A 12,298-nucleotide genomic window follows, 5' to 3' on the forward strand; every position below is an offset into this window, starting at 1 on the left:
GCCATTGCCGAACGCCCCGCCTTTCGCACCCATCGACGACCCGACCACACCTGTTTCTTCGGGAGTTCCGCGATTTGCGCGAGGTCAAGGCGTCGTCCCGGCGGTGGGCTAGCTTTGCGTTAGTGACGGCCGTATCGCGGCCCAGCCAAGGGGAGCTCTCGATGTACAGGACGGTACTGGTCTGCCTCGACAGCAGGGAGCGCGCCGGCGCCATCCTGCGGACGGCCCTGGCGATCGCGGAGGCGCAAGGGGCGCATCTGATCGGGCTGCATGTCGTCCAGGACGTGGTGGTGAACATCCCGACCGAGGTTTCGCTTGAATATATCGACCAGGCCCGCGAGGCCGCGCGTCAGGATGCGGACGCCATTGCGACGGAGTTCGCGCGGGCCGTCGCGGGCGCAAGCATCGCGACCGAATGGCGGCGGGAAGAGCCCGTGGTCGGCGCGGCCGACGATGTCTGGACCCGGCAGGCGCTCGTGGCCGATCTCGTGGTCGTCGGGCAGTCCGCGAGCGGCGCCGACGTGCCGCTGACGGATACGCTGATCGAGACCGGACGGCCGGTCCTGTTCGTGCCCTATGCCGGGGAATATGCCCATGTGGGTCGCCAGCCGCTCATCGCCTGGAACGGAACCCGCGAATCCGCTCGGGCGGTGTTCGATGCGCTACCGCTTCTGAAAGAAGCGTCGACGGTGCGCGTCCTTTGCGTCGATCCCGACAAGGCGGGCGCCAAGGCCGGTCTGGCACCCGCAGACGACATGGCGCTCGCGCTGGCCCGGCATGGGATCAAGGCGGAAGCTGCGCGCTCGCACAGCGGCCAGGTGTCCGTTGGCGACGAGATCCTCTCCCAGCTTGCAGATCACGGGCACGATCTGCTGGTGATGGGCTGCTACGGTCATTCGCGGCTGCGGGAAATGCTGTTTGGCGGCGTAACCCGGCACATCCTCCAGCACATGACCGCTCCGGTGGTGATGTCGCGATAGCGGCGCGGCACAGTCGGGCGGCGCAACGCCGCATCCGCCAACCGGGTCCTCGCTGACGCGGCATGACCGCCACGCTTCGCCGCTGCGCTAACCCACTTCCTTTCTGCCGGGCAGACCGTCCGCCGATCCTGAATCCGAGCCCAGCGATGACCGCCATCGATCCATCGCCGCCCACCGCCATCGGCCCGTTGCCGCAGCCGGGCAGCCGCCCGGAAGGGGGATGGCATACAGCGGACCGCGATGCTGTCCTGTCGACCCTCGCGAGCTCTTCCAAGGGGCTGGACGACGACGAGGCGGCGCGGCGGCTGGATCTGTTCGGGGCGAACACGCTGCCGGAGCCGCCGACGCGGTCCCTTCTGGCGATCATCCTCGCCCAGTTGAAAAGTCCGCTGATCTATCTGTTGCTGGTGGCGGCCGCGGTGTCGCTGATCCTGGCGGAGATTGATCAGGCCGTCTTCATCGCCATCGTGCTGGCGATCAACACCGGCATCGGTGCGGCGCAGGAATCGCGGGCGGAATCGAATACGGCGGCGTTGCGGACCGCCATCACGACGGTCTGCCGGGTATGGCGGCAGGGAGCGGTGCGGCGGGTCGACAGCAAGGCGCTGGTGCCGGGCGATGTCGTCATTCTGGAGAGCGGCGACCGGGTCCCGGCCGACCTGCGCATCCTGTCCGCATCCGAACTCCAGGCCAATGAATCCTCGCTGACCGGGGAATCGCTGCCGGTCGACAAGATGACCGGCGGCGCGCTTCCGTCGGACACGCCGCTTGCCGAGCGGGCGACCATGCTGTTTGCCGGCTCGACATTGCAGCGGGGTCGCTGCGAAGCTGTTGTCGTGGCGACCGGCCAGGCGACGGAGCTCGGGCAGATCGCCGGGGCGCTGCAGGTGGCAGCGGCGCCGCCGCCGCTGACCGTCAAGCTCGACCGCTTCACCCGCATGCTGGGCATCCTTGCGCTCGCCCTCGTGGCGGTCGTGGTCATTCAACAGTTCAGTGTCGGCGCCTCGCTGCACGAGACCTTCTTCGTGGCGGTCGCCCTGGCCGTTTCGGTCATTCCCGAGGGGCTGCCGGTGGCCGTCACGGTCGCGCTGTCGGTGGCTACCCGCCGGATGGCGCGGCGCAACGTGATCGTGCGGAACCTGCCGGCGGTGGAAGGGCTGGGGGCCTGCACGGTGGTCGCGACCGACAAGACCGGCACGCTGACCCGCAACCAGCTCACGGCCAAGCGGCTGTGGCTGCCGGAGCACGGGTTCGTCGAGATGGAAGGTGCCGGCTTCGATCTGGGCGGCCGGCTTCTCCAGGATGGAGAACCGCTCGGCGCGGCGGCGCAGGATGCGGCCCGGGACCTCGGGCGTTCGGCCACGCTCGGCAACGATGCGGCCTTCGATCCTCATGGCGGCGAGGCCGGACGCAGCGGCGACACCGTCGATCTCGCCTTCCTGGTCCTGGCGATGAAGGCCGGCCTGGATCTCCCGGCGGTGCGTAACGAAGCCCGGCGGATCGGCGAGCGCCCGTTCTCGGCCGAACGCAAATATGCCGCGACCCTCAACCGGCATGGCAGTGCCGTCCGGCTGCACGTCAAGGGCGCGGCGGAAGTGCTGGTGCCGCTTTGTCACAATGTCGATGCGGCCGCGGTGCTGGCTGTGGCCGAGGACATGGCCAGTCACGGCTACCGCGTCCTGGCGGTCGCCACGCGGGACGTCGAACCGCCAGACGCCGCAGATCACCCGCCGAGCATCGACAAGGAGTTGGACCGGCTTACCCTTCTCGGGCTCGTCGGTTTCATCGATCCGCTGCGGCCGGAAGCCAGGCTGGCTGTCGCCGACTGCCGCCGGGCCGGCGTGGCGGTGAAGATGATCACCGGCGACCACGCCGCCACGGCGTTGTCGATCGCGCGCGACCTCGACATCGCGACCCGGCCGCAGGACGTGATGACCGGGCGCGAGATGGAGGACCCGACGGCGGGGACCGACGCGCGGATTGCCGCGACCTCTGTCTTCGCCCGGGTCGAGCCGGCTCACAAGGTGCGGATCGTCGAGGCGCTGCAGCGCTCGGGTCATGTCGTCGCGATGACCGGCGACGGCGTCAACGATGCGCCGGCGCTGCACGGCGCGGATCTCGGCGTCGCCATGGGGCGCGATGGCACGGATGCGGCGCGCGATGCGGCAGATCTCGTCCTGACCGACGACAATTTTGCATCCATCACCGCAGGCATCCACGAGGGACGCGCCGCCTACGCCAATATCCGCAAGGTGATCAATCTGGCCATCAGCACCGGCGCCGCCGAGGCAGTCTTCTTCCTGATGGCGCTGTTCACCGGTTTCCCGGTGCCGCTGACGGCGGTGCAGCTCCTGTGGCTGAACCTCGTCACCAATGGCGGGCAGCATGTCGCCCTGGCGCTGGAGAAGCCCGAGCCGGGGTTGCTGTCACGTCCGCCGCGCAAGACGGACGAGGCGATCTTCGATGGTCTGATGATCCGCCAAACGGTGTTGTCGGGCGCCGTGATCGGCATCGTCGGCTATCTCGTCTTCGCCTGGGCGATCATGGCGGGCTGGAGCGAGTTCGACGCCCGCAACATCCTTCTCTTCCTGATGGTCGCCTTCGAGAACGTCCACGTGATGAACTGCCGGTCGGAGACGATCTCGGCCTTCCGGATCCCGCTTTCCAACAACTGGCCGCTGGTTGCTTCCATCGTCGCGGCGCAGGCGATCCATATCGGCGCCGCCTTCACGCCGGGACTGCGCGCGGTGCTGGATCTGGCACCGATTCCCTGGGAGCAATGGGCGATGCTGGTGCCGCTGGCGCTGTCCGTGCTGGCCGTCATGGAGATCGACAAGGCGTTGCGCGCCTGGCGGCAGAGGGCGCACCGGCCCGTACCGGCCTGACACGAGCAGTGGGCCACCTCGCCAAGTGCCCGGGATGGATTGTCAGGTGGCAGTCAGGCGGCGGCTTCGCGTCTCGGCGAGATAGGGGTTCTGGTCGCGGCTTGCCCGATAGGCGGCGGGATCGAGATCGGCGAGGATGATCGCCGCGTCGTGCTCGCCGGCCGAGGCGAGGACCAATCCGTCCGGCGCCGCGATCACCGACTGGCCCTGATAGGCGAAAGCGCCATCGCTGCCGCAATGATCGGCATAGACGACGAAAAGCTGGTTTTCGAAGGCGCGCACCGGCACGACGTTCTGCGCAATGAAGCGCGCGCCGTCGCTCTGCGGCAGGGCGGTCGGCACGAGAATCACGTCGGCGCCGCGCAGGGCAAGGTCGCGGCAGAGTTCGGGAAACTCGACGTCGAAGCAGACGAGGAGGCCGCAGCGCAGGCCGGCGATCTCGACGATGGGCGAGGGGGCATCGCCGGGCGTGAACAGGCCCTTCTCGTAGTCGCCATAGAGCATGCGCTTGGCGTAGAGCACCGGCGCAGAGCCCGGGGCAAGCAGCGCCGCGGCATTGTCGACGCCCTGCGGCGTTCGGACGGCGAGACCCATGACGATCGCGATGCCGAGCCGGTCCGCTGCCGTGTGCCACTCGGCAAGGCCGGTGTCGGTCGCCTCTGCCGTGTCGACGATCGCCTGCCCGGCGCCATAGCCGGTGGGCGCGAGTTCGGGCAGGACCACTAGGTCGGCACCGGCCGCGGCGGCGTCCTTGAGGCTGCGGTGGATCGCGGCGTGCCGTTCGGCCACTGCCGTCGTGCCGGCGTCCATCTGGATGGCTGCGACCTTCATTTGCCGTCTCCGTCCGACCATGCCCCGAGCAGGCGCGGCAGGTCGCCGAAGCGGGCGACGAGGCCGAAGACGACCACGGCGACCGCCACGAAGAGGATCGAGACCGAGGCCATGGTCGGCGTGTAGCCGTAGCGCAGGGCGTTGAAGATCTTGATCGGCACGGTCTCCAGGGTGAAGCCCACGGTCATGTAGGCGACGATGTACTCGTTCAGCGACAGGACGAAGGCGAACGCGAAGCCCGAGACAATGTATGGCGCGATCATCGGCAGGACGATCGTGGTCAGGATGGTCCGCTCGTCGGCACCCATGGTGCGGGCGGCCTCAGTCACCTCCCGGTCGATCGTCTGGAAGCCGAGCGAGATGGTCACCAGCGGCAGGCTGGTGAAGAAGATCGCATGGGACACCACCACCGTGTACCAGGCGCCGTACCCGCCCATGGTCGCCCAGAAGGACAGGGCGCCGAGCGCGGTGATCACCGGCGGAAGGACGAAGGGCGAGACGCCGAGCAGCTGCACGACACGGCCGATCACCGTCACGCGGCGCCACAGCGCATAGGCGATGGGCAGTGCGATGAGGACGGCGATGGTCGCCGCGCCCAGCGCAATCAGCACCGAGGTGGTCAGCGCGCCGCGCCAGCCCGCATCGGTGAAGATCTGGCCGTACCAGGCAAGCGAGAAGCCCTCGGGCGGAAAGGTCAGGCTGCGCTTCTCGCTGATCGAGACGCCGGCGATGACGACCAGAGGCGCCGCCATGAACAGGCCGACCGCGGCGAAGAACAGGCGCGTGAGGAGCGTGCCGGTCATGGGGTCCCTCCCTTGCGGCCCAGGGCGGTTGTCAGCAGGACGAGGGACAGGCTGGTGATCACGAGGAACACCGCCATCGCCGCCGCGAAGGGCATGTTCGACTGGTAGATCGCCTGGTCGGTGATGAGGACCGACAGGGTCCAGTGCTCCGGCCGGCCGAGAAGCTGCGGCAGGAGATAGGCGCCGAGGGCAAAGACGAAGACGATGATGAAGGTCGCGATCAGCGCCGCCCGGAGCGCCGGCAGGATCACCGTGAAAAAGGCGCGCAGCGGCGAGGCGCCAAGCGTGCGCGCAGCTTCGGCCAGCGACGGGTCGAGCCGCGAGAAGGAGGGGTAGAGCACCAGCACGGCGTAGGGAAAGGCCTGGTAGGTCATGCCGGCCACCACCGCGATGAAACCGGGTGTCCAGGCATCCGGCGTTTCCATCAGGCCGATGGCGACGAAGAGATTGGACAGGCCGGCGGTGCGGCTGAGCAGCGTCGACCAGGAAAAGCCGATGATCACCTCGGACAGGGACAGGACGGCCAGCATCGCCACCAGCCACGGCACCTGCCATTTTCGGCCAAGCTTCGTCAGGAGATAGGTGAATGGTGCGCCGACGATCAGGCAGAGCGCCGAGACCAGCGCAGAGAGGCCGAGCGAGAAGAGCAGGATCTCGCCGAAGAACAGGCTGAGGAAACGGGCATAGTTCGCCGTCGTCAGGACCGGCTGGTAGAAGCCGCCTGCCACCCGCTCGAACAGCGAGACGGCGATCATCAGGCCGAAGGGCACGACGAAGAAGGCGAGCAGCATCAGCGCCGGGAAGACCAGCGGCAGCTGATCGCGCCAGCCGCCGGCTGCCTTGTCGGGCGCGGCGGCGCTCATGCGGCGCCTCCGGCGGGAAAGACCACGATGGCGGCCGGATCGAGCGCCAGGGAGACCTTGTCGCCCACCGCCAGATCGTTGCGGCCAGCCGCCCGCTGCGCGACGATGCGCCCGGCGGCCGTTTCCAGATACACCTCGACCGCCGAGCCCATGTCGCGGACGAACTCCACTCTGGCAGGGAGGGACGCGGCACCCTCGCGCTCGACGCTGACGTCTTCCGGACGGATCGAGACTTCCGCGGTCGCGCAGCCCGGCGGCAGCGCCAGGCCCGGGATCGGTGCGTCGGCGATGGTCGCGCCGCCCTCGGCTGCATGCGCCGTCAGGAGGTTGGTCTGGCCGAGGAAGTCGGCGACGAACGCATTGACGGGGCGGCGATAGATGTCGATCGGCCGGTTCATCTGCTGGATGCGGCCGCCCTTCATGACGACGATGGTGTCGGCCATGGTCATGGCCTCGCGCTGGTCGTGGGTGACGACGATGGTGGTGATGCCGAGCCGCTCCTGCAGTTGCCGCAGTTCCACCTGCATGGCCTCGCGCAATTTGGCGTCGAGCGCCGACAGCGGCTCGTCGAGAAGGAAGAGTTTTGGCGAGACGGCGAGCGCCCGCGCGATGGCGACCCGCTGGCGCTGGCCGCCGGACAATTGCGCCACCGGCCGGTCGGCGACGCCGGGCAGGCGGACCAGATCCAGCAGTTCGGTGACGCGGGCGTCGCGCTCGGCGCGTCCCCGGCCGCGGATCTTCAGCGGATAGGCGATGTTGTCGCCGACCCTCAGATGGGGGAAGAGCGCCAGCGACTGGAACACCATGCCGAAGTCGCGCTGGTGGACGGGGCGGTCGTCGATGACGGTGCCGTCGAAGCGGATCGTGCCGCTGGTCGGCGTTTCCAGACCCGCGATCATGCGCATGAGCGTGGTCTTGCCGCAGCCGGACGGGCCGAGCAGGCAGACGAAGCTGCCGGCCGGAACCTCGAGCACCGCGTCGTCGACGGCCAGGACGGAGCCGTAGCGCTTGGTGATGTTGGCAAGTTCGAGTGCGCTCATCGGCTGTGCGGTTCCTGATGCGATGGGCCGGCCGCCCCGGAAGGAGGCGACCGGCAGACGTTGAAGGCTCGGCTCAGCCGACGATGAGTTCGGTCCATTTCTGGTTCAGCCAGTCGGACTTCTCGACATACAGATCGTAGCGCGGAACGATCGGGTCGATCTCGGAGGAGACCGCCGCGAATTCCTCATCGGTGAGGTCGAGGAGGTCGCGCTTGATCACCGGGGCCGTGCCGACCTTGCGGGCGAGCAGGCTCTGGATCTCCGGCTGGGTCATGTAGTCGATGAACTCATGGGCGATGTCGCCCTTCTCGGACGCCTTGGAGACGGCCCAGCAGCCGGAATCGGAGATGCCGCCTTCCTTCGGGAAGGTCGAGCGGACCGGGAAGCCGTCGGCCGCGGCCAGGCCCGTCACGTCGTGATAATACTGGCCCATCGGAATCTCGCCGGATTTCAGCGCCTGCTCGAACTGCGCCTCGTCCCGGTACCAGAGCTGGACGTTCGGCTTCACCTCGGCCAGCTTGTCCATCACCTGCAGGATGCCCTCCTCGGTGTCGAGGATGTCGGTGCCGTCGAAGAAGGTCCTGGCGGTGACTTCCAGGAGGAAGGAGTTCGAGACGAGGGCGAGCAGCCCCAGCTTCTCCTTGTTGGCCGGGTCCCAGAGCGCGGCCCAGCTATCGGGCGCCTCCGGATAGACATCCGTGTTGGTGACGAGATTGATGTACCAGGCGACGGCGCCGATGCCGGCGACCCGGCCGTCGGGATAGCTCACGACGAAGGGCGGCAGGACGTCGCCGGAGCGGGTGATCCTGTCCATGTCCAGCGGTTGCCAGAGCTCGGTCTGCAGACCCTTGCGCATGGCGACCTGCGACATCATCGAGACGTCGGCCGGCGCGACGCCGGCCCGGGCAGCCTGCTCGAGCTGCACCAGCCAGGCTTCGCCGGTCGGCTCGGCGACGCTCTCCACGGCGATGCCCGTCGCTTCGGTGAAGGCCGGGAAGATGTTGGTGTCGAAGGAATCCTTGAAGTAGCCGCCATAGACGCCGATTTTCAGGCTCTTGTCCTGGGCTCTGAGGATCGACGGCATGGCCAGCGTGGCGCCTGCGGCGCCGGCGGCGGCGAGCAGATGCCGCCGGGTCAGGATGAGAGGGGACTTCCGCGTCATGACTTGATCTCCTTGGTTGCACATGTCTGGCAGGTCAGCGGGCAGCGCCGGGACGGTTCGGCGTGAAATCCGCAAGGCTCAGCAGTTCGAACAGCATCTGCGCGCCGGCATGGGCGGTGTTGGTGGTGGCGTCGTATTGCGGGGCCACCTCCACCACGTCGCCGCCGATCATGTCGATGCCGGCGAGGCCGCGCAGGATCATCTGCACCTCGCGCGTGGTCAGGCCGCCGATCTCGGGCGTGCCGGTGCCCGGTGCGAAGGCCGGGTCGAGGCTGTCGATGTCGAAGGAGACATAGACCGGTCCGTCGCCGACGACGGCACGGGCCTGGGCGATCACCGCCTCGATGCCCATGCCGGGGATCTCCTCGGTATGGATGACGGTCATGCCGGATTCGAAGGAGAACTCCCACAGATATTCCGACGCGCCCCGGATGCCGATCTGGATGGTGCGTTCGGGATCGAGCACGCCGTCCAGCACCGCCTGGCGGAAGGGGCCGCCATGGTGGAACTTGCAGCCGTCGAAGGGGCCGGACGTGTCGCAATGGGCGTCGATGTGGATCATCCCGACTGGGCGGTCGGCGCAGAGCGCCCTGAGGATCGGCAGGGTGATCGAATGATCCCCGCCGACGAAGAGCGGCAGCACGCCGGCCTTGGCGATCGCCGCGGCGGTGCGCTCGATGTCCTCGTGCGAGGTGGCCAGATCGAAGCGGCTGCGGAAGGGCACGTCGCCGATATCCGCCACCTTCAGGCTGGCCGTCGGCATCGTCTTCAGGACGTGATTGTAGGGCCCGACACGCTCCATCGTGCGCAGGGCCCGCGGCCCGAAGCGCGAGCCGTTGCGATTGGTGACGCCGAGGTCCATCGGCACGCCGATCATCGCGACGTCGAGGCCCGACAGGTCCGGTGCGGACCAGTCGACCGCGCGCCAGGGCGCATCGAGCAGGGTCGGCACGCCGGCATAGGGGGCGACACGGGTACCCTTGGGGTCGAACAGCCGGTCGGCCACGGCCGCAAAGCCCTCGTCGTAGATCACACGCTCGTTGTCGCCGGCGAAACGCTGCCGCAGCGCCGCCAGTTTGCCGCTATCCATGAAGCTTCCTCGCTGGACGGTCTGGTTCGTGGGCGAAGGCGCCGGCCGAGAGGCCGAGACCAATCCGCCGGGCCATCTCGCGGATGCCGTCCGCATCCACATTGGCAAAGGCAATCCGCAGGTGACTTTCCTGGCCGGGGCCGAAGAAGCTGCCGGGCAGGACGAGGACCCCGAGTTCGCGGGTCAGGGCCTCGGCGACGGCCTCGGCCGGCCGGTCCGGAAAGGGATGGCGGACGTAGGCAAAATAGGCGCCGATCTGGTCCAGCGACCAGCCGGGCAGGGCCGCGAAGGCGTCACGGAAGATGACGGCCCGGCGGGCGATCTCGTCGCGGTTCGCGTCGCGCCAGCCGGCCAGTTCGCCGATCGCCCAGGGCAGCGCCGCCTGGGCCGGACGCGGCGCACAGATCTGGATGCAGTCGATGACCTTCTCCAGTTCGCCGATCAGGGTCTCGCCGGCGATCATCGCGCCGACCCGGTGGCCGGGAATGGCGTAGGATTTGGAGAAGGAATAGAGCGCGATCAGGTTTTCGCGCGCGTCCGTTCGGGCGAAAAGCGCATGCGGCCGGCCGAGAGCGGGGGCGAGGAAATCGCGGTAAGTCTCGTCGAGGACGAGATAAATGCCGCGCGCGACGCAAATCTCAAAGAGTTCTGCCAGACGCTCCGGTGGATAGACCGCGCCGGTCGGATTGTTCGGGCTGACCAGCACCAGCGCCCGACAGCGCTCGTCCAGCACCGCTTCCAGCCCGGCCACCGATGGCAGGAATCCGTCGGCCGCCTCGGTCTGGAGCGGCCTAGCCTCGATGCCGAGCATCTCCAGCGTCATCTTGTGATTGAAGTACCAGGGCGCCGGCAGGACGACGGCGTCGCCGCTGCGCGCGACGCTGAGCATGGCGGCGAAGAAGGCCTGGTTGCAGCCGCTGGTGATGGCGATACGGCCGGCGTGGACGGCAGCGCCGTAGCGTGCGGCCACATGGGCGGCATAGGCCTCGTGCAAAGCGCGGTCGCCGAGAATGTCGCCATAGCGGGCGCCGGACGAGGAGGCGGCCGCCTCGGCCAGCCGCACGGCGAATTCGGCCGGCGGGGCATGGTTCGGAACGGCCTGGCTGCAGTCGATCAGCGGGCCGTGGCTGCCGTCATAGGCCGCGATCCACCGGCCGGCGCGGGCGATGGGCGGCACGGTGACGGCCGACAGCAGCGGGTTGGGCACGGGCGCCGTCATGGGCTGCCCGGACAGTTGCCCGCCAGGGGCCAGGAATTGCAGCCTGCGCCCACAATTGCGGTGAGCAATACCTGAACGCTCACCGGCTACCGGCTCTTGCAGAACGGATCATGTTGCTTCTCCCCGCAGCCCTGGCAACCGACACACACCGCCGAGTCCCTGCTGCTCAATTGTTCATGTAGGGCGCATGCCCTTTTCCTCATCATGTGCCGCGCTGGACGGATGGTGGAATAACGGCCTATCAATTCAAACATTGATGTTCATCAAAGTGAATTGGCCGATCATGCGCGTTTCCGGAAGTGATCTTCGCCTGCTGCAGGTCTTCGATGCGGTCGTGCGCCATGGCGGCTTCGCGGCGGCAGCGGGTGACCTGAATGTCAGCCAGTCCACCATCTCCAACCACATGACGGCCCTGGAGGAGCGGCTCGGATTCGTCCTGTGCCAGCGCGGTCGCGGCGGTTTTCGCATGACCGAGAAGGGCCGGGCCGTCTGGGAGGCCGGGCGCCAGCTCGAAAAGGCGCTGCAGGATTTCTCCACCGACGTCGCTTCGGTGCGCGGCGAACTGCGCGGGGAACTGCGGATCGGCATCCTCGATGCCGTCGTCTCCGATCCGGCCAATCGACTGGCCGAGGTTATCGCCGCGTTCGGCCGCATTGCCCCGCAAGTCCGGCTGGTGATCGCCCAGGAGCGGCCGCAGGATCTGCAGCAGAAGGTGCTGGACGGGCTCTATCACTGCGCCATCGGCAGTTATCGCAACCGGATGGACGGCATCGTCTATGACCGGCTCCACGACGAGCGCCACAGCCTGTATTGCGGGCAGCTGCACGAGGCCTTCCAGGCGGACGACGCCGAACTCACCGACGCGCGTCTTGCGCGCATGCCCTTCGTCCATCGCGGCTACTGGCGCGACGAGGACACCCTGCGACAGCTCGACTGGCGAGTCGAGGCGACCGTCTTCCAGATCGAGCCCCAGCTCATCCTGATCCAGTCGGGTCGCTACATCGGCCTCCTGCCGAACCATTATGCGGCGGAGGGGGTCGCGGTCGGCACGTTGCGGGCGATCCGGCCGGACGAGATCGGCTATACCTGCGAGTTCGAACTGTTCTCGCCACGCAACCGGCGGCCGAGCGACGTGGCGGCGGCCTTCATCGAGACGGTGCGAACGGTCTGGCGGTCGGGACAGGACGCCTGATCGCGGGCCGTTCGTGAGGGGCGACCATACTCACCTGCGTTTCACCAGGGCTCCGAACTCATGTGACAGTAGGTGACGGATTGCGCGTCGGCTGATTCCATTGGGGCGGTTTGATTCGAGGAGCCGCCGCCAGGAACCTTTCTGCCGACGAATGGAGTTCGAAATCGCGCCTTCGGGTTCTCCTGGAATATTTCGCCGAGATTGAGGATCCGCGGGATGTCCGGCGGGTCTAC

11 protein-coding genes are annotated in these 12,298 nt (G+C 67.9%); 3 read left to right on the forward strand and 8 right to left on the reverse strand.

Translation table 11 applies throughout. The annotated features are described in order from the left end of the window. Window positions 1–161 precede the first annotated feature (161 nt). Both VQ042_RS01810 and VQ042_RS01815 read left to right on the forward strand, forming a co-directional pair. Complete coding sequence (locus tag VQ042_RS01810) at window positions 162–980, forward strand: universal stress protein (RefSeq protein WP_331814813.1); 819 nt, start codon at window positions 162–164, stop codon at window positions 978–980. Window positions 981–1,126: 146 nt separating this feature from the next. Then, on the forward strand, window positions 1,127–3,865 hold the full coding sequence (locus VQ042_RS01815) for a cation-translocating P-type ATPase (protein WP_331814815.1): 2,739 nt from the start codon (window positions 1,127–1,129) through the stop codon (window positions 3,863–3,865). A gap of 42 nt (window positions 3,866–3,907) precedes the next feature. Here VQ042_RS01815 and VQ042_RS01820 read toward each other — a convergent pair whose 3' ends face one another. From VQ042_RS01820 to VQ042_RS01850, 7 genes are all read right to left on the reverse strand, one after another. Further along, window positions 3,908–4,696, reverse strand: a complete 789-nt coding sequence (locus VQ042_RS01820) for a carbon-nitrogen hydrolase family protein (protein WP_331814817.1) — start codon at window positions 4,694–4,696, stop codon at window positions 3,908–3,910. Continuing rightward, window positions 4,693–5,499, reverse strand: a complete 807-nt coding sequence (locus VQ042_RS01825; RefSeq protein ID WP_331814819.1) for an ABC transporter permease — start codon at window positions 5,497–5,499, stop codon at window positions 4,693–4,695. The genes VQ042_RS01820 and VQ042_RS01825 overlap by 4 nt, the downstream gene beginning before the upstream one ends. Then, window positions 5,496–6,362 carry an ABC transporter permease gene (locus VQ042_RS01830; protein ID WP_331814821.1) on the reverse strand — a complete coding sequence of 289 codons (867 nt, stop codon included), beginning with the start codon at window positions 6,360–6,362 and terminating at the stop codon, window positions 5,496–5,498. Before VQ042_RS01830 ends, VQ042_RS01825 begins: the two co-directional genes overlap by 4 nt. Continuing rightward, window positions 6,359–7,402, reverse strand: a complete 1,044-nt coding sequence (locus VQ042_RS01835) for an ABC transporter ATP-binding protein (protein WP_331814822.1) — start codon at window positions 7,400–7,402, stop codon at window positions 6,359–6,361. The genes VQ042_RS01830 and VQ042_RS01835 overlap by 4 nt, the downstream gene beginning before the upstream one ends. Before the next feature lie 73 nt (window positions 7,403–7,475). After that, window positions 7,476–8,564, reverse strand: coding sequence for an ABC transporter substrate-binding protein (locus VQ042_RS01840; protein WP_331814823.1), 1,089 nt, complete (start codon window positions 8,562–8,564; stop codon window positions 7,476–7,478). 34 nt (window positions 8,565–8,598) lie between these two features. After that, window positions 8,599–9,654 (reverse strand): agmatinase, encoded by a 1,056-nt coding sequence (gene speB, locus VQ042_RS01845; RefSeq protein ID WP_331814825.1) that lies wholly within the window; start codon window positions 9,652–9,654, stop codon window positions 8,599–8,601. Continuing rightward, window positions 9,647–10,873: an aminotransferase gene (locus VQ042_RS01850; RefSeq protein WP_331814827.1), complete on the reverse strand. Its 1,227-nt coding sequence runs from the start codon at window positions 10,871–10,873 to the stop codon at window positions 9,647–9,649. The genes speB and VQ042_RS01850 overlap by 8 nt, the downstream gene beginning before the upstream one ends. Before the next feature lie 283 nt (window positions 10,874–11,156). On the opposite strand from VQ042_RS01850, the gene VQ042_RS01855 reads away from it, so the two are divergent. Continuing rightward, a complete protein-coding gene (locus VQ042_RS01855; protein ID WP_331814828.1) occupies window positions 11,157–12,065 on the forward strand; it encodes a LysR family transcriptional regulator in 909 nt (302 codons plus the stop codon). 41 nt (window positions 12,066–12,106) lie between these two features. Here VQ042_RS01855 and VQ042_RS01860 read toward each other — a convergent pair. After that, window positions 12,107–12,298 (reverse strand): hypothetical protein (locus VQ042_RS01860; RefSeq protein WP_331814849.1); only part of this gene is annotated, 192 nt, incomplete at its 5' end.

This window comes from Aurantimonas sp. A2-1-M11, from assembly GCF_036549475.1.
Taxonomy (GTDB): domain Bacteria; phylum Pseudomonadota; class Alphaproteobacteria; order Rhizobiales; family Rhizobiaceae; genus Aurantimonas.